This window comes from Marinoscillum sp. (assembly GCF_965229915.1).
Lineage (GTDB): Bacteria > Bacteroidota > Bacteroidia > Cytophagales > Cyclobacteriaceae > Marinoscillum.
Genome location: NZ_CBDDJZ010000001.1, coordinates 3404105 through 3421710, shown reverse-complemented (window position 1 = coordinate 3421710; position 17606 = coordinate 3404105). Strand labels below are relative to the sequence as shown.

Genomic DNA, 17606 nt, shown 5'->3' with positions numbered 1-17606 from the left:
CGTTAGGCCCTCTTGAGCGCTAGTTTGATTAACTCCTCAAGTTTGATTTGCTGCCCGTGTTGTTTCAATATGTTGTCGATACTCTTCTCGGCAGCAGGTTTGGCAATTCCTAAAGTAGTTAAGGCCGATAACGCCTCATTTCGCAAAGTATTGTGACTGGAAGGGACAATTTCACCAGCTTTTTCCAGCAACCCTTCTTTCTTCATTTTGTCCTTTAACTCAAGCACAATCCGCTGAGCACCTTTCAGTCCTATTCCCTTCACGCCTTGAATGGTCTTTACATCTTCACTGAGAATGGCCTGTTGCAATTCTTCTGGTGATAGAGAAGACAAGATCATTAATCCAGTACTCGGACCAACTCCGGATATACTAATGAGATCCAAGAATCTTCTCTTCTCAGATTGTTCTGAAAAGCCATATAAAGTATGGGCATCTTCTTTGATGTGTAAATGAGTGTATAGCTTAGCAGCATCCAGATTTTTGATTGCCGCATAAGTAATCAGGCTGATCTTGGCTTCATAGCCCACACCATTGATATCTACCACCACATAGGTTGGGTCTTTGACAGCAAGCTTGCCCTCTAGGTAATTGATCATGCTTTTTGATTCTTTTCTCTCTTTTCATTCAACTGGGCATCTACCACTGAGATGGCCACCATATTGAAGATATCCCGAACGGTACTTCCTACTTGGAGGACGTGCACTGACTTATTCATCCCCATGAGTATTGGCCCGATGGCTTCTGCTCCACCGAGTTCCATGAGAAGTTTGTAAGCAATGTTTCCAGAATCGAGATCAGGAAAGATAAGGGTATTTGCAGGATTTTTTGCCAAATCACTGAACGGATAATTATCCTGAAGCAGTTCTTTATTCAATGCCGTGTTTGCCTGAATGTCTCCATCGATCACCAGATCAGGCCATTTTTGCTTTGCCAGCTTCACAGCCTTGGCAGCTTTTTCAGGTACTTCACCTCGAGCCGACCCGAAGTTAGAGTAAGAAAGCATGGCCACTCTCGGTTCGGTATCAAAGAATCTAACCACACGAGAAGTGAGCCCGATGATGTCCACCAGTTCCTCTGCATTAGGGTTCAGATTGACCGTGGTATCGGAGAAAAAGTAAGTCCCTTTCGAATTGCTGATAATGTACATTCCAGCCACTCGGTTCACTCCAGGCTCTACACCAATAATCTGCAAAGCAGGAAGTACGGTTTTTGGGTAGTCGTTGGAAAGTCCTGAAATAAATGCATCCGCTTCACCTTTCTCCACCATCATACATCCGAAGTAATTCCTACTTCTGGTCATGGACTTTCTGGCCATTTTCATAGTCACGCCTTTGCGTTGACGCTTTTCAAAATAGGCCTTGGCATACTCCTCTACTTTCTCTTCTTCCTGATATGGATCAATTATATCGCATTCTTTCAGACCATCTAGCTCATTGTCAGCGATCAGTTTTTTGATACGTTCTACATTGCCCAGCAGAATTGGTGTAGCGACCCCTTCATCAAAGGCCATTTGTGCTGCTTTTAGGATGTTCAGATCATCAGACTCTGCAAACACTACTCGCTTAGGGTTTCTTCGAGCGCGGGTGATAATCCTGGAAATCAAACGCTGATCTATACCAATCCGCTCCTGAAGCTCCAATGCGTATTTGTCCCAATCCATCTTAGTAGTTCTGGCTACACCGCTTTCGATTGCTGCCTTCGCTACTGCCGGGGAAATAGCCGTAATCAAACGCGGATCCAGTGGCTTGGGAATTAAGTATTCCGGCCCAAACTTCATGTTGTTCTGACCATAAGCTTTGAGCACCATCTCGGGTACGGCCTCTTTGGCTAAATCTGCGATGGCATTCACAGCAGCCAGTTTCATTTCTTCATTGATAGCTGTAGATCGCACATCCAGTGCACCTCTAAATATGTATGGAAAGCCAAGCACATTGTTCACCTGATTTGGGTGATCTGATCTGCCTGTGGCCATGATGATATCATTACGCGTCTTCATAGCCACATCATAGGCGATCTCGGGATCTGGATTTGCCAAAGCAAAAACGATCGGATCTTTAGCCATTTTTTTCAAAGTAGCTGGCTTCAGGATATTCCCAATCGAAAGACCTAAAAACACATCCGCATTGACCAGGGCTTCCTCCAGTGTATCCACATCTTCGCGATGCGTGGCGTATTTAGCTTTGGATTCATCCAGATTAGACCTGGACTGCTTCACCACGCCTTTGCTATCTGTCATCACGATGTTTTCGGGCTTGGCCCCAAGCGAAACGTAAAGGTCTGTACAAGCTATAGCAGCAGCACCTGCGCCACTGACTACTATCTTCACTTCTTCAATTTTTTTCCCGTTGATTTCCAAAGCATTGATCAGGGCAGCAGATGAAATAATTGCCGTCCCATGCTGATCATCATGCATCACAGGAATATTCATTTTCTCCCGAAGCTCTCGCTCAATTTTAAAACTCTCGGGTGCTTTGATATCCTCAAGGTTTATACCTCCGAAAGTTGGCTCCAGGCTTTTGACAATCTCGATGAATTTGTCAGGATCGGTCTCATTAATCTCAATATCAAATACATCAATACCGGCGAACTTCTTGAATAGAACCCCTTTTCCTTCCATTACGGGCTTGGAAGCCTCTGGACCAATATTTCCCAGACCAAGAACAGCGGTCCCGTTGGAAATCACACCCACCAGGTTGCCCTTTGCAGTGTATCTGTAAACTTTTTCTTTGTCCTCGGCAATTTCCTTGCACGGCTCTGCCACTCCTGGAGAGTAGGCCAGAGCCAAATCGTGCTGGCTACTTAAGGGTTTGGTAGGGGTGACTTCAATTTTTCCCGCTGGTTTGACTTCATGGAAGTCCAACGCCTCCTTCTTTCTAATTTTAGCGCCCATTGTTTGGTTAGGTTAGTAATTGAGGTAATGTTACGAATTAGGCTTAGCAGCCTCTGATAGCTCAAAAGTAGACAGTATTGCCTCTACTTCTCTTATCAAGTGTTTCTTTTTAGTGGCAGGAGAGTAGACATAGCCTTCTATATAATAAAGCTTCTGGTTTTTTTCGTCTACAAAGGTGTAGCTCACGAACGGTCCTCCTCCTGAATTGTCACTGATCTTCCACAGAGCTCTTGCTTCAACAGCAAACATATCTTTAAACGAAACACGTGTAGTCATCACAGGCACTTGTGGCTGTCTGGTAATGTAGATTTCCGGCCGCTCAGAATCTCTCAAATAGGTGCTTGTGATTTCTTCTCGGAGCTCATCCACATGATTGAAAACCGCCTGATCCTTATAATCACCTTCATAAACAAAGACGTTGAGTTCTGACTGTGCTTCTAGCTTTCTGAGCCAGATGAAATTGGGAAGGTTCTTAGCCAGATCCCATCCGAAAGGTACATGAATAGTATACGGATGATCCTCCTTGATCTTATTGACAAGGGTCTTTTCACTCTTAGCCAATAAGCCTTCTCTGGTGCGATCACGTACTGCAGAGGTGAAGAGATTCCTGAGTGAACTTTCATTATCATCCAGTTTACGAACGAGGGCTTCACTATCCTGTGCAAACAAGAACAATACAATCTGACCTTTGGCAAATTCATCCTTTCTGATGGTATAATAGATTGAGGAGTCTCTTTGTATTTTCTTAAGGGAACTGTCAGTGAAATAGTCTCTGATGGCTCTGCTCTCTGATGTTCTGGAATCCAGTGTCATCACAAAAATCATATTCTTCGCACTTTTCAGCACATCGTTCAGCTTGCGAGGGTTCACTTTATTGACTGAAAACTCGTATTCATCCTGCGGCAGCATAGGGATATACCTCTGATAGATGTCTCTTAACTTTTCTCCAACCTGACCTTCCCACTGTGTGGAGTCGATCACTAAGATGATCTCATCATTCTCGCCCCTGGCTAGTGGCATAAACTCCTTTTTTAAGTTTTCTCCGGTCTTGGAGTTACAGCCAACGAATGAAAAAATGATTAAGGAAAATAAAACGGCAAATGAATATCTCATGTCAGATTCGGGTTATTGATCAATTGTAAAGGTTAACATTGATGGCTATATAACCAACGAAATTACTTAGAAGATATGATAAGTTGTTGGCCAGGTTGGATGGTATTTCCTTTCAGGTTATTGAGGGATTTCAGCTTTTCGATGGACACATCAGATTTTTTGGCAATCTCCCAGAGTGTGTCACCAGGCTGTACATAATGAACTTTCTGACCAGGTTCTGGAATCACCGCATTGACATCACGAGCTGAGGTGGTCACATACAAATCCTTCGTAGAACTGTTGTAGGTCGGCATTACCCAAATATTCAAGTTTTGGCCAACACGAATCATGTTACTGGAGAGGTTATTCCACGACTTGATGTCTGAGACCCGCACATGATAACGCTCAGCGATCAAACCGAGCACATCGCCACTACGCACCCTGTAAACTTGTCGCACCCGACCATAAGTGCTACCAGGAGTATTGCGAGCGAGGTAGTCGAGATGCTCTTTGCCGACTTTGCTCGCGGTATCATAGAGAACACTTCGATTTTCAGCTACATACTCCTTCAGATCAGATGGAATTCTCAAAACAAAATCCTCGGTTCCTTCTGGAATAGCTCCTCTCTTAATATTCGGGTTCATCGCCAATAGGTCAGCCAAGCAAACGTTTAGCTGATTAGCGAAGGTTTCCAGGTGAAAATACTGACTCACCATCACGGTATCATATTGAGGTAATAACTCATAATGCTCCGGAAACAAGTTGTGCTCAGCAGCAAAGTTGACGGTATATAGCACAGCTACATACTGAGGCACATACGAGCGAGTCTCTCTAGGTAAGTAGCGATAGATTTCCCAAAATTCCTTTTTATATCCGCTTCTGCGGATGGCTTTGCGCACATTTCCCGGACCACAGTTATAAGCTGCCAGGGCCAGTTCCCAATCACCAAACATGCTGTAAAGATCTCTCAAGTGTCTAGCCGCAGCATCACTGGAAGCATATGGGTCCATTCGGTCATCCAGATACCAATCGTTATTCAACCCATACATGCGCCCTGTAGATGACACAAACTGCCACAACCCCACGGCATTGGCTCGTGAAATAGCATTGGGCCGTAGACCAGATTCCACAATAGACAAGTATTTGAGCTCCTCGGGCAACCCATACCGCTCCAAAGCAGCTTCGAAAATGGGGAAATACAAGTCCGTCTTACTAAGTACCTGCCTGGTATATGGCCTGTCCCGGATGGTGAAGTAGTCTATAAAACCTTTCACCTTGTCATTGAAATTCAGCGGAACCTCCGATTCGATGCAGGACAGTCGGTCGGCTACCTCCTCGTAGGTAACGTCGGGAATTGGATCATAATGCAAATATCCCTGACCTGAGGCGAAATAACTCACACAGACCGTCAGCACTGTCACTATATACTTCATGACTTTCATAACGAACCTTCTTGCAATTAATTACCAGAAAGATACTGGGAAAAAGCTAATAATTTATGCTCTTCAAAAGCTTTGGCAATGGCCTGAAGACCAATAGACATTCCATCAGAGTCTCTACCTATTGGCACTGAAACAGCCGGTACTCCCGCCACCGATGCCTGAACGGTAAACAAGTCTGCCAAATACATTTCCATAGAATCGGTTTTGGAACCCAACTCGAATGCCGTGGTAGGTGCTGTAGGCATTACCACAAAATCATGGTGCTCCAGCAACCCGTTTAATTGCTCCTGGATCATTCTGCGTACTTTTTGAGCTTTGAGATAGTAGGCATCATGGTAACTGGCCGAAAGGACAGCCGTCCCCAGCAATATTCGCTTTGCCACTTCATTTCCAAACCCCTCTGTCCGACTCTTTTTATACATCGCTTCCAGGTTCTTCGGATTGGCTGTGCGGTGTCCAAATCGAACCCCATCATATCTGGAAAGGTTAGAGCTTGCCTCCGCTGTGGTGAGGATATAGTAAGTAGGTAAGGCATATTCCATCAATGGAAAAGACACTTCTTCTACCTGATGACCAGCAGCCTTTAACTCCTCCACTTTATCAAGGAAAGCTTGCTTTACCTCTTCGTTGAGAGAGTCATTTTGTACAGTTTCTTGAATATAACAGATCTTCTTTTGTCCATCTAAAGTCAACTGATCGCTATAAGTCGGAACAGGCTCTCTGGAAACGGTGCTGTCATACTCATCCTCACCAGCGATCACCTCCAGCACTAGAGCAGCATCTGCTGCGGTGTGACTAAAAATGCCGATGACGTCAAATGTACTTGCATAAGCTGCCAGCCCATGTCTGGAAATTCGCGAGTAGGTAGGTTTCAATCCAAGTATGCCGCAGAAAGAAGCCGGCTGTCGCACCGAACCACCAGTGTCGGTCCCTAAAGATACGGCGCACATATCTGCCTGTACTGCCACAGCGGACCCTCCAGAAGATCCCCCTGGAACGCGGTTATCACCGTCAGCATTGATCACCGGATCAAAAGCAGAGTTTTCACTAGATGAGCCCATCGCAAATTCATCGCAGTTGTTTCTGCCGATGATGATGGCATCTTCATTGATCAGGCGTTCTACTGCAGTGGCAGTGAACTGAGATTCAAAACCATTGAGAATTTTACTACCACACTGGAGTGGGTGGTCTTTGTAACACAGGACATCTTTGATGGTCACCACTAGTCCTGCCAACTTGCCCGCAGTTCCCTCTTTTATCTTGCGATCTATTACATCTGCTTGATAGAGAGCTTCATCGTCGTAGACAGAGAGCAGTGCATTCAATTGGGGGTTTTTAGCCTGGATGTTGGCAAGGTAATGAGCCACTACATCTCTGCAGGTAAATGTCCCGTTATTCAGCCCTTTTCTGATTTCTGAGAATGAAGAGTTAGCTTGCAAGTGTTATTTCTTTTTGTCGCCAGAATCTTTGCTGGTACCAGCTTCGTCAATCTCGTTCTTAATCTCTTTGGTAGCATCCTTAAACTCACGGATACCTTTTCCCATACCTCTTGCGATTTCAGGAATTTTCTTAGCACCGAAGAAAATAATGACGAACAAAATAATGACAATCAGTTCCCAACCTCCTGGCATTCCAAATGCTAACACCGTATTCATATCATTCAAATTAATTTGGTTTCAAAGATAGCTATAAAAGGTTCCTACTAAAAAATCATTTCGGAGAAAGCCACTTTTCTGGATCAAGCTTTGCGTAGTTTTTCCAAACCTCGAAATGAACTTCCGAAACCCCGCTATTATCAGTATATACAGTCCCAATTAAATCATCTTTACCCACAATGCTGCCCTTTTTTACATGAACTTCCTTTAAGCGAGCATAAAGGGTAAAATATTCTCCATGCTGTACCATCACCACGTTGTTCATACCTGGGGCAAAAGCCACGGTAATGACCTTGCCCTGGTGCACACTTTTGATGGTGGCATCTTTGCCTGTTTGTATTTCTACCCCACGGTTGTCTACCGTGATTCCTTTGAGAACCGGGTGGGGTTGCTTGCCAAACTTGGAGGAAACAAACCCTGATTCCACAGGCCAGGATAGTTTGCTCTTCATCTGCTCAAAATTAGCTGTTAACTCCTCCTCATCAGCCAGGGCTTTGGTGGACAATGTCTTGGACCTTTCTAACTCCTTTCTGACAATCTCTGCTATCAGCTTATCCAAACGATCAAGTGCTTGTTTTCGTTCGGCTAGTTCTTGCTTTAACTCTTTTTCTTTTTTGGTCAACTCCTGCACCAGATTACTCTGGCGGTTTTTGAGGTTGACAAGTTTTTTGTTCTCTGCCAGCTGCTGATCCAGCAAGGTCTGCTGTTCGGCCCGTTTTATTTGAACCTCGTTGCGCTGGCCATCCAGTTCTTTGGAGACCTCCTCTATCTGTTCCGCCTGAATTTTGCGAGCATCTGAATATTGTTCCAGGTATTTCAACCTCATGAATAATTGATTGAATGTGGATGCGGAGAACAAAAACGTAAGTTGCGAATACCCTTGATTGGCTTTGTAGCTATTGTAGATCATAGCAGCGTATTCTGCCTTCAGCTGCCTCAGATCGCTTTGCAGCGCAGTGACAATGATGTTGAGGTCAGTGATTTCACCGTCCAGAAGTTTGATTTCTTGATTCAATGAACTGATTAGGCCCTCTCTTGCGCTGATTTGTTGATTTAGAGCTCGCAACTGACCTACGGTAGCTTTGCGCTCTGACTCTGTGTCATTCAAGATTTTCTCAGCCTCAGCGATTTTGCTTAGGTTTTCACGCTTTTCCTGCTCCAACTGAGATTTGGTTTTCTGACCAAGGAGTGTGGTAGCAGAGGTTAGCAGCAGGACTGCCCATAAAAAAAGGTGAAGCATACTACTGACGCTCGTATCTCTGCGGCACATTAAAAGGAAATTTTAATGGTTTATCTTCAATGTTTGTTTGTTTGTATTCCAGATCAATGGTTGTCTTCTTTTTACCAGTTTGACTGTAAGCCAACACCGCCTTGATCAGGAATGGGAAAACCTCTTCCTCTACCAACTGAAAATCACTGTAATTTACCGAAATAGTATTATTGGTCAAGGTATCGACCACCTGCACCTTTTCCAGCTTCATGGTTTTGGCTCCTATGGTATTGTCAAACTTATAAACTCCATGTTGCTGCGTATACGTATACATGTCTGCATTTTTAACTACACGCTCTCTTACATAAGGGTAAATCAGGTTGCCAATGATCACAGACTCTACCAAGGAGTAATTCAAGTCAAAGTCCAGCTTTTTACTCAACTCCACAAATGAATAATCCATGTAAACTTTGTCCAGTTTGTTAAGGACAGCCACTGAGTCTCTGGTAATCAATACCCGAGCAGCTTCTATTCCCAGACCAGGTGATAGTGAAACCCATATGGTGCTATCCTTTTGTATGCGAATCTGAGCGGTCCCAGAGAGACTGTTCTTCTCAGAGTCAAAGTCCACCTTAGCCTTGGCAGAGAGATAAGTAAACTGCACATCGTCTACCACCAGGCGGTTGCCACTACGATCAAAAATGTCTGAAAATTTTTTATTACACCCAGTTAAACTAAGAATCAGCAACAGGGTCAGGCTGATAAGCCTATTCGAATATCTTTCTTTCTGCAATTTTCTTCTCAATATTTTTAGAGGCGTCATTAAGCAAACTTGCGCGTTTCCACTGTTCCACTGCTTCATCTACCTTACCAAGTTTAAACAACACATCCCCATAATGTTCAATCACTGTGCCATCTTCCTGCAAATTTGCGGCTTTTCTTAGATAAACCAGCGCTTCATCATACTTCTCTAAGGTATAAAGCACCCAGCCATGGGTATCCAGGTAGGTGGGATTGTCAGGATGCAACTCTACCAGACGGCTAGACATGGTGAGTGCTTTGTCCATTTGCTCATTTCTCAAACTCAGAAAATAACTGTAATTATTCAATACATGGTCGTTGTCTGGTTTGGCCTTGAGGGCTTGCTCGTAGGAATCGTATGATTTGTCATATTGCTTTAGACTATTGTATGCATCCCCCATCTGTCCATAGAAGATGGTTTTCAATTCATTATTAGTGGCATATTTCTTACCTTCCTCCAGTAGTTGGATAGATCGCTTGAACTCCTTATTAATCAAGTAGCCCGTGCCTCCAAAGTAGTACAATGGTGCCTGATTAGGAAAATACTCCAACGCCTTTTCTGCATGCACGATCACGCTATCGTATTGATTGAGATTGGCTTCTATACTTAAGATGTTCTGCCAGGTTTCATAATTTGCCGGATCGATGCTCACTGCATTCAAATAATACTTGAGTGCTTTCTCACGGTTTTCCAGCTGATACATCACATCCCCAGTATAGGCCTGCACTTCGTAGGTAGAGGTGTACTGGTCGGCCAGGATCTCTGCCAGAGACATGATCATATCAAAGTCTTCACTTGAAATGGCACTTTGAAGAAGTCGGTTTAGCATCTGCAGTTTTGCTGCATAGTCCACATCTGTGGCCTTCATAGTACTCTTGACCAGCTCCAGCGCTTCAGTGACATTACCCTCAGAAAGTGCGATTTGACTAAGAAGCAGATCTTTTTGTCGGCTGTTATGAATATCCGACAAACGCTCTCTGGCCTCCGTCAGTAACTGACGTGAGATCATAAATTCTACCAGCTCAATGGTATATCGGTCTTCTCCGGGGTTCTCCTGTATCAACCGATCCCAGTCTGCAATTAGTCCATCGAAATCCTTGTTTTTCAAATAGATCTTTTGCTTCTCTCTGAGCACAATCTCATTCATTCCAAACACTTGCTCGGCACGATTGTAGGTATCTAAAGCCTTCTGGTCTTCTCCCTGGAACTGGTATAAAATAGCCAGATCAAATAGGTACTCATCTGTTCCCTCCACGGTATCGATCATTCGCTGATAGATTTTAGTGGCCTCTTTGTAGTTGGACAGGGATTTATGAATTTCAGCCGAAAGGAGCAAGTAATACTTGTTCGAAGGCTCCAATTCGGCAGCCTTGGTGGCATACAGCAGTGCTCCTGAGTTATCCCCGTTTTTAGTTAGGATTTCAGCAATTTTAAAGCTGATCACCGGATCATCTGGTGTAATCTCTAAGGCTGCTTTGTATAACTCCAGGGCCTTGTAATAATTCTCCAGAATCAGTTCGCGCTGTGCATCAATGATCATTGCTTCTGCCTTGAGCAGATCACCTGCAGACAGCTCAGTCACATCAAGTGGCTCGTAATCCTCCTGGTTTTTCTTCTTTTTCTGAGCAAAAGCACCCAATGCCACTAAAAGCAAAACACCAAATAAGTATCCTTTCATGAAATTATCGCTTCGTTTTCTACCCTACTGAAGACCAATCATCTTCAGAGCCCTCCTTCTTAACGTGATTACTGATCGGGAGTTAGTTAAATTAACTACTAATGAGCCACTATCGTTCTGAATCATAGTTAGTTTCACCAACAACAGTGTAAAGTTACCCGGTAGATCAAACTAATCACCTACCCACCTTGAATGCCCCTTTGCGGTAGTCAAGTAACCAAACCAAGAACAGAAATAGCGCCACCAAACCACTGGCAAGAAGGTATCTCAACATCTGATCCAAATCGTAAATGTATACAGCACCTATGGAAAGGGCACCAAATAGCAAGTAAAAAAGGCTTTTACCTGTTGAATAGGGAATATAAAAGTGTTTTTGTCCTAATCTATAGCTGACAATAACCATGAACAGGTAGCTGAGTACCGTGGTGATCGCACTTCCCATATAACCTATTAGAGGGATGAGGGCGACATTGCCAAGAACAGTAACCGCAGCTCCTCCTACAGAAATCCAAGCTCCATATTTAGTCTGATCAGTGAGTTTGAACCAAACTGATAAGTTAAAATAAATCCCAAGTAGTAATCCCCCAGCCAATAACCATGGTACTATTTCAAGACCTGTGAGATATGTCGGATCCCTTAGAAATATTGGAGCGATGAGTGGGAGAAATAAAGAAATAATCATCCATGACAATACCCCGAAAACAACAAAAGCATGCATCACCGTGGCAAATAGTTGAGGAGAATTCTTATCTACTGATCTGGAAAAGAAAAATGGCTCGAATGCATATCGAAAAGCCTGCACAGCAAGTGTCATAAATACAGAGAGCTTATAACATGCGCCAAAAATGCCCAGTATCTGCTGATTGTTAAAGCCAGCATAAAATCCCTCAGGCAATAAATATTTCAGCATGGCTCTACTGAGCATTTCATTGGTCACTCCAGCAAACCCCATCAGCATCAAGGGTAGTGCATACTTTAGCATATGCTTCCATTCAGTCCCCAGCGAAGGACTTATATTGAATACCGACTTTGGAAGAAAAAGCAAATAGAGCCCATTGGCAATCAAATTGCACAGAAAGACGTACCCTACTCCCAGGGACTCGGAATATACACCAGCAACGATTGACTCTGGATGACTTGCCAACCACCACGGACAAAACAGCAGAAAAAAGCAATTGAGACCTATATTGACCAGGATGTTTCCAAGCTTCAAACCAGCAAACATCAACGATCTTCCCGCTAGTCTCAGTTGGGCAAATGGAACTGCTACAATGGCATCAATAGCCAGAATGATGGCAAGCCATACTATGTAAGTTTCTTTGCCTGGATAATGTAATGCATTAACAATCCACGTGGAGGAGACAATAAGTGTACTACTGAATAGCAAAGATGTAATCAGAAGTGATGTCTGAGCTATTTGGAAATAATCCTTTCCAGACTCCGATTTGGTGGCAAAACGAAAATAGGTTGTCTCAAATCCGTAGGTGTACAGGATGTTGAGAAAGGCCACAAAGGCGTAGAGCTCAGTGACCACCCCATATTCCTCTGGAGCAAAAACCGACGTGTAAAGTGGCACCAGTAAATAGTTGAGCACGCGCCCAAGAACACTACTTGCACCGTAGATCACCGTTTGGCCAGCAAGCTGCCGAAGTTGGCTCACTATTCTCCTTTAAACTCAGGGGTTCTTTTTTCCATAAATGCCTTGGCGCCTTCTGTGAAGTCGTCCGTTCCACAGCATCTAGCAAAGGCATTTGCCTCAGTCTGATAGCCGTTTTCATCGTGATTGAAGACAGCATTGACACTATCAATCACCAGACCGATGGCTATGGGAGCCTTCGCTCCAATTTTTCCCAGTATGGCCTCTGCTTTGGCCAGAGCCGCTTCTTTGTCGGCTTCCATGTAGTTGATCAGGCCAAAACTCAATGCCGTATTCGCATCCATCATATCACCTGTCATCAAGTATTCGAAAGCCCTTCCCTTACCAATCAACTGAGTTAATCTCTGTGTGCCTCCATACCCCGGTATAACCCCCAGATTGACTTCAGGCTGACCAAAGCGTGCATTGGCACTGGCCACCCGCATGTGACAAGCCATGGCCAGTTCACATCCACCTCCCAGCGCAAAACCATTCACCACAGCTACCACTGGCGTATGGCAGTTCTCGATCAACTGAAAAATCTCTTGACCTTCTTCCGAGAATTTTCGAGCATTCATCTCATTGAGCTCAGAAAACTCCCCAATATCTGCGCCAGCTACAAAGGCCTTTTCTCCAGCTCCAGTGATGATCACTCCTTTGATATCCTTGTCGTCATAAATGGAGTTGAAAACCTCCTTCAATTCGGCAAGTGTTTCCGTATTTAGTGCGTTGAGTTTACTCTCTCTGTTGATGGTGATAGTTAAAATACTACCCTCTGTAGAAAGGGAGAGATTCTGCAAGTCAGCCATAAGGTTGGATTTCTAATGAACTCGAAAGAAAGATTAAAATTAAGATTATTTCAAATATTTTCACCATTAAGGGCCAATCACTCTTCTTATTTAATAGCAAATTTGCCTGCCGGCCCTTTTCGATTCATTTTATTTGGCTTCTACCAAAATGTTTTCAAGGTTGTCCAGCATGGTATTAACCATCTTTTCCAAATTAAAATCTGGCTGCCACCCCCAGTCACCTCGTGCATTGGTATCATCGATACTATTTGGCCAACTGTCAGCTATCACCTGTCTGAAATCTGGAGAATAGTTGATCTTGAAATCAGGATATCTTTTTAAAATCTCTTGATAAATCATCTCAGGAGAAAAGCTAATGGCAGATACATTGTAACTCGAACGAACTTTGATTTTATCTGCATCGGTTTGCATAAGATCAATAGTCGCTTTGACTGCATCGTCCATATACATCATGGGCAGCAACGCATCTTGTCTTAGGAAACAATCATAGGAACCTTCCAATATCGCCTTCCAGAAGATGTCCACTGCATAGTCAGTAGTACCTCCTCCCGGCTGAGCCTTGTAACCAATTAAGCCAGGATAGCGAATAGACCTCACATCCACCCCATGCTTCTGATAGTACCAGTCACACCAGCGCTCTCCCGCCAATTTGCTGATACCATAAACCGTATTCGGATCCATAATGGTATCCTGCGGGGTTTTCACTTTTGGTGTAGAAGGACCAAATACTGCAATAGATGATGGCCAGTAGATCTTTGAAACACCATTTCGGCCAGCCTCCAGTACATTCAGCAAACTGGTCATGTTTAGATCCCAGGCAAACTTTGGGTTTTGCTCACCTTTGGCCGATAAAATAGCTGCAAGGTGATAAATCTGGGTAATCTGATGCTTAGCAATAAGCTGATCCAGCGCCTCCTTATTCATCACATCCAATGACTCGAATGGACCATCTTTGATGAGATCCGCAGGTTCCCTTAAATCTGAAGCAATGACCTGCTCTATTCCAAACAGATCGCGCAGTTTCAGGGTTAACTCGGTACCTAACTGTCCACAGGCACCAATGACTAATATTTTCTCCATGGGGTAATGTCGTTTATGCCTGCAAAAGTAGTAATTTGATCTTTCTCACAACTTATAATCCCCAATCCTTATAACTTTGTTCAGATGAATTTGAGAACCTATCTAATTAGCAAAAAAATCGATCCTGATCTGATGAAATCAGGAGATCCTGAGCGATATAAAGAATTTAATAAGCTCTTTACCCAAATGCATCCCGATAGCTTCACATCACAAAAACTTTTCCTGATCAATAAGCTTAGAAGAAAATACAAACTGGAAAAGGAACCAGAAGAAAAAGTGATTAAGAAGCCAAAAGCAGTAAAACCCAAAATAGTACCAAAAATTAAAAAATAGACGACATGTACAACTCCTTAAAGTCTAAACTAGAAAAGGAAATAGCCGACATCAAAGAGGCTGGATTATTCAAAGAAGAGCGCATCATCACCTCACCACAAGATGCCGTGATCAAGCTTAATGATGGCAAAGAGGTGATCAACTTTTGTGCTAATAACTACCTAGGACTGTCATCACACCCCAGAGTAATTGAAGCTGCCAAAAAAACGATTGATACACATGGTTTTGGCATGTCTTCCGTCAGATTTATCTGTGGTACGCAGGATATTCACAAAGAACTCGAACGGAAAATTTCTGAATTTCTGGGTACTGAAGACACTATTTTATATGCTGCTGCATTTGATGCTAACGGAGGTGTGTTCGAACCATTGCTGGGTCCAGAAGATGCGATTATCTCTGACGCCTTGAACCATGCCTCTATCATCGATGGAGTGCGGCTATGCAAAGCCTCACGCTATCGCTACGAGCATAACAACATGAATGACCTGGAAGCCAAGCTAAAAGAAGCATCTGATGCAAAAGTGAAGGTAATCGTTACGGATGGTGTATTCTCCATGGATGGCACCATTGCTCAACTTGACAAAATCTGTGACCTGGCTGACAAATACGATGCAGTAGTGATGACTGACGAGTGTCACTCAACAGGATTTATGGGTAAAACCGGACGTGGCGTGCACGAATACAGAAACTGTATGGATCGCGTGGACATCATCACTGGCACTCTTGGCAAAGCACTTGGCGGAGCTTCCGGTGGTTTTACTTCTGGTAAGAAGGAAATCATAGAAGTACTAAGGCAGAGGTCGAGACCCTATTTGTTCTCGAATACACTAGCCCCTTCGATCACTGGTGCGTCCATTGCAGTGATAGATATGCTTTCTGAAACTACCGAGCTTAGAGATAAACTAGAGACGAATACGAAATATTTCAGAGAGCAGATGACTGCCGCTGGATTTGACATTAAGCCAGGGGATCATGCCATCGTCCCAATCATGCTCTATGATGCGGTGCTTTCTCAGAAAATGGCACAAAAACTTCTCGATAAAGGCATTTACGTGATTGGCTTCTATTTCCCAGTAGTTCCAAAAGGGCAGGCCAGAATTCGTGTGCAGATGTCTGCTGTTCATGATCGAGCACATCTTGACAAAGCCATACAGGCATTCACAGAAGTGGGTAAGGAATTGGGAGTGATCAGCTAGCCTGAGCAGATTGCTTCTCCGATTTTTTAGAATCAGAATTCTTAGGCTCTTCCTTTTTGGAGGAGCCTTCTTCTTTTGCCTTTTTCAGCACATTATCTGTGGTAGAAGAAACCTCTTTGCTCTCTTCATACAGATATTCGTTGATCGCCTTTCTCAGTTCCTGGGTAGAGAGATTATGAGCAATATTACCATTCCGAACTGTTGAAATCTGTCCGGTTTCTTCAGAAACCACAATCACCAATGTATCCGTGGCCTCTGACATACCAATACCTGCTCTATGGCGTAGGCCAAACTGTGCTGGCACGTCCCTCTCGGTTACTGGAAGAATACACCGAGCTGCAATGATTTTGTTATCATAAATAATCACCGCCCCATCGTGCAGCGGACTGTATTTATTAAAGATAGCCATAAGCAGTCTCTTGGAGATCACAGCATCTATTCGGTCACCAGATTCCGCAAAGAATTTGAGTTCAGAATTTTTGGACATCACAATTAATGCTCCTGTATTTGTACCGCCCAGTGTTTTTGCTGCCTCAATCAAAGGGGTGACGTCTGCCTTTTTATATCCTCCTCGATTGGTCCATATTGCTTTAAAATTCTCAAAGATATTTCCCTCATTGAAGATCGGTGCACGTCCGAGAAGCAGTAAGAATTTTCTGATCTCTGGTTGGAACAAAATGATTGCAGCGATTACTCCCACACCCATGAATTGCCCCAAAATATTACTCAGGAGCTCCATCTGTGCTGCGTTCACCACCAGGTAAATCAGATAAAGGACCAGGAAGCCTAGAAATACCTTGATCGCTACACTGCCCTTCATCAGCTTGTAGACCTGATACAGCAATACCGAAACAAACAGGATATCGATGATATCTACCCACCCTATTTCAAGAAATCCGATATTGAATCCTAAGATCAAGCTATTGTTTGATTTAAAAGTGTAATTGCCTCCGAGGCCTCTTTTACATCGTGAACTCTGAGTATAGAGGCCCCCTTGAGCAAAGCTAGTGTATTTAAAACAGTTGTACCATTCAAAGCGTCTTCGGGAGCTACATTTAATAACTTGTAAATCATCGATTTGCGAGACACTCCGACAAGCAACGGGTAACCCAATTGCTTTAGGTAGTCAACACGATATAATAAGGAATAATTCTGCTCAATTGTTTTAGCAAACCCAAACCCAGGATCTATAATAATATCCTTTATTCCGGATTCTTTAGCCTTAACAATTCGTTCAGAAAAATATTGTGTCACCTCTCTCAATAAATCATCATACTTAACCTGCTCTTTCATGGTCTGCGGTGTGCCACGCATGTGCATGGCAATGTAAGGCACCTTCAGTTTACCCACTGTTTCCAGCATCTGATTATCCAGCTGCCCTGCCGATATGTCGTTAACGATAGACGCTCCAGCATTTACAGCTTCTCTAGCCACTGACGAACGAAACGTGTCCACAGAAATGATTGCCTCTGGAAATCGCATCAGGATGCCTGATATGGCTGTCATCACCCTGCGCAACTCCTCCTCTGCACTGATGTCTTCCGCACCCGGTCTAGAGGAATACCCGCCCACATCAAGAAAAGTGGCACCATCTCGCAGCATTTTTTCTACTTGATGAAAAATCTCAGACTCATCTTGCTTTCTACTACTTGCATAAAATGAATCTGGGGTGACGTTGATAACTCCCATGACTTTAGGTGTAGAAAGATCAATGAGTCTACCCTTCACGTTTATGGTTGTATGAGCTGTCAATGTATTAGATTTGTCCATCTGGAATCACTAG

Annotated in this window: 16 protein-coding genes; 2 read left to right on the top strand and 14 right to left on the bottom strand. The window is 43.7% G+C overall.

The genetic code is table 11. The features are described from left to right. Positions 1-2: 2 nt before the first annotated feature. From ruvA to ACO067_RS14540, 12 genes are all read right to left on the bottom strand, one after another. On the bottom strand, positions 3-596 hold the full coding sequence (gene ruvA, locus ACO067_RS14595; protein WP_421875213.1) for a Holliday junction branch migration protein RuvA: 594 nt from the start codon (positions 594-596) through the stop codon (positions 3-5). After that, positions 593-2890 carry an NADP-dependent malic enzyme gene (locus ACO067_RS14590; protein ID WP_421875211.1) on the bottom strand — a complete coding sequence of 766 codons (2298 nt, stop codon included), beginning with the start codon at positions 2888-2890 and terminating at the stop codon, positions 593-595. The genes ruvA and ACO067_RS14590 overlap by 4 nt, the downstream gene beginning before the upstream one ends. A gap of 30 nt (positions 2891-2920) precedes the next feature. After that, complete coding sequence (locus ACO067_RS14585; RefSeq protein ID WP_421875209.1) at positions 2921-4003, bottom strand: DUF4837 family protein; 1083 nt, start codon at positions 4001-4003, stop codon at positions 2921-2923. Positions 4004-4065: 62 nt separating this feature from the next. Next, on the bottom strand, positions 4066-5424 hold the full coding sequence (locus ACO067_RS14580; RefSeq protein WP_421875207.1) for a LysM peptidoglycan-binding domain-containing protein: 1359 nt from the start codon (positions 5422-5424) through the stop codon (positions 4066-4068). A 17-nt stretch (positions 5425-5441) separates the two neighbouring features. Then, the gene (gene gatA / locus ACO067_RS14575; RefSeq protein ID WP_421875205.1) at positions 5442-6863 is read right to left on the bottom strand and encodes an Asp-tRNA(Asn)/Glu-tRNA(Gln) amidotransferase subunit GatA; all 1422 of its coding nucleotides are present in this window, start codon (positions 6861-6863) and stop codon (positions 5442-5444) included. A 3-nt stretch (positions 6864-6866) separates the two neighbouring features. Beyond that, entirely contained in the window at positions 6867-7079 is a 213-nt protein-coding gene (locus ACO067_RS14570; RefSeq protein WP_421875203.1) for a Sec-independent protein translocase subunit TatA/TatB, read from the bottom strand. Positions 7080-7134: 55 nt separating this feature from the next. After that, on the bottom strand, positions 7135-8349 hold the full coding sequence (locus ACO067_RS14565; RefSeq protein WP_421875201.1) for a murein hydrolase activator EnvC family protein: 1215 nt from the start codon (positions 8347-8349) through the stop codon (positions 7135-7137). Continuing rightward, entirely contained in the window at positions 8321-9082 is a 762-nt protein-coding gene (locus ACO067_RS14560) for a DUF4292 domain-containing protein (RefSeq protein ID WP_421875199.1), read from the bottom strand. Before ACO067_RS14560 ends, ACO067_RS14565 begins: the two co-directional genes overlap by 29 nt. After that, positions 9057-10769, bottom strand: a complete 1713-nt coding sequence (locus ACO067_RS14555; RefSeq protein WP_421875197.1) for a CDC27 family protein — start codon at positions 10767-10769, stop codon at positions 9057-9059. Before ACO067_RS14555 ends, ACO067_RS14560 begins: the two co-directional genes overlap by 26 nt. A 175-nt stretch (positions 10770-10944) precedes the next feature. Continuing rightward, on the bottom strand, positions 10945-12429 hold the full coding sequence (locus ACO067_RS14550; RefSeq protein WP_421875195.1) for a polysaccharide biosynthesis C-terminal domain-containing protein: 1485 nt from the start codon (positions 12427-12429) through the stop codon (positions 10945-10947). Then, a complete protein-coding gene (locus tag ACO067_RS14545) occupies positions 12429-13214 on the bottom strand; it encodes an enoyl-CoA hydratase-related protein (RefSeq protein WP_421875193.1) in 786 nt (261 codons plus the stop codon). Before ACO067_RS14545 ends, ACO067_RS14550 begins: the two co-directional genes overlap by 1 nt. A 129-nt stretch (positions 13215-13343) precedes the next feature. After that, positions 13344-14294 (bottom strand): NAD-dependent epimerase/dehydratase family protein, encoded by a 951-nt coding sequence (locus tag ACO067_RS14540; protein ID WP_421875191.1) that lies wholly within the window; start codon positions 14292-14294, stop codon positions 13344-13346. Between the two features lie 84 nt (positions 14295-14378). Between ACO067_RS14540 and ACO067_RS14535 the strand changes: the two genes are divergently transcribed. Together ACO067_RS14535 and kbl are read left to right on the top strand one after the other, a co-directional pair. Then, positions 14379-14627, top strand: coding sequence for a hypothetical protein (locus tag ACO067_RS14535; protein WP_421875189.1), 249 nt, complete (start codon positions 14379-14381; stop codon positions 14625-14627). A gap of 5 nt (positions 14628-14632) precedes the next feature. After that, positions 14633-15823, top strand: a complete 1191-nt coding sequence (kbl, locus tag ACO067_RS14530; RefSeq protein ID WP_421875187.1) for a glycine C-acetyltransferase — start codon at positions 14633-14635, stop codon at positions 15821-15823. Here kbl and cdaA read toward each other — a convergent pair. Then, entirely contained in the window at positions 15816-16742 is a 927-nt protein-coding gene (gene cdaA, locus ACO067_RS14525) for a diadenylate cyclase CdaA (RefSeq protein ID WP_421875185.1), read from the bottom strand. The two genes, kbl and cdaA, sit on opposite strands and share 8 nt — an antisense overlap. Next, positions 16739-17593 carry a dihydropteroate synthase gene (folP, locus tag ACO067_RS14520; RefSeq protein ID WP_421875183.1) on the bottom strand — a complete coding sequence of 285 codons (855 nt, stop codon included), beginning with the start codon at positions 17591-17593 and terminating at the stop codon, positions 16739-16741. Before folP ends, cdaA begins: the two co-directional genes overlap by 4 nt. Between the last annotated feature and the right edge of the window lie 13 nt (positions 17594-17606).

Excerpts from the sequence above, each read along its gene's own strand:
- ruvA (WP_421875213.1), bottom strand. The coding sequence starts at position 596 with ATGATCAATTACCTAGAGGGCAAGCTTGCTGTCAAAGACCCAACCTAT.
- ACO067_RS14590 (WP_421875211.1), bottom strand. The coding sequence starts at position 2,890 with ATGGGCGCTAAAATTAGAAAGAAGGAGGCGTTGGACTTCCATGAAGTC.
- ACO067_RS14585 (WP_421875209.1), bottom strand. The coding sequence starts at position 4,003 with ATGAGATATTCATTTGCCGTTTTATTTTCCTTAATCATTTTTTCATTC.
- ACO067_RS14580 (WP_421875207.1), bottom strand. The coding sequence starts at position 5,424 with ATGAAAGTCATGAAGTATATAGTGACAGTGCTGACGGTCTGTGTGAGT.
- ACO067_RS14570 (WP_421875203.1), bottom strand. The coding sequence starts at position 7,079 with ATGAATACGGTGTTAGCATTTGGAATGCCAGGAGGTTGGGAACTGATT.
- ACO067_RS14565 (WP_421875201.1), bottom strand. The coding sequence starts at position 8,349 with ATGTGCCGCAGAGATACGAGCGTCAGTAGTATGCTTCACCTTTTTTTA.
- ACO067_RS14555 (WP_421875197.1), bottom strand. The coding sequence starts at position 10,769 with ATGAAAGGATACTTATTTGGTGTTTTGCTTTTAGTGGCATTGGGTGCT.
- ACO067_RS14545 (WP_421875193.1), bottom strand. The coding sequence starts at position 13,214 with ATGGCTGACTTGCAGAATCTCTCCCTTTCTACAGAGGGTAGTATTTTA.
- ACO067_RS14540 (WP_421875191.1), bottom strand. The coding sequence starts at position 14,294 with ATGGAGAAAATATTAGTCATTGGTGCCTGTGGACAGTTAGGTACCGAG.
- ACO067_RS14535 (WP_421875189.1), top strand. The coding sequence starts at position 14,379 with ATGAATTTGAGAACCTATCTAATTAGCAAAAAAATCGATCCTGATCTG.
- kbl (WP_421875187.1), top strand. The coding sequence starts at position 14,633 with ATGTACAACTCCTTAAAGTCTAAACTAGAAAAGGAAATAGCCGACATC.
- folP (WP_421875183.1), bottom strand. The coding sequence starts at position 17,593 with ATGGACAAATCTAATACATTGACAGCTCATACAACCATAAACGTGAAG.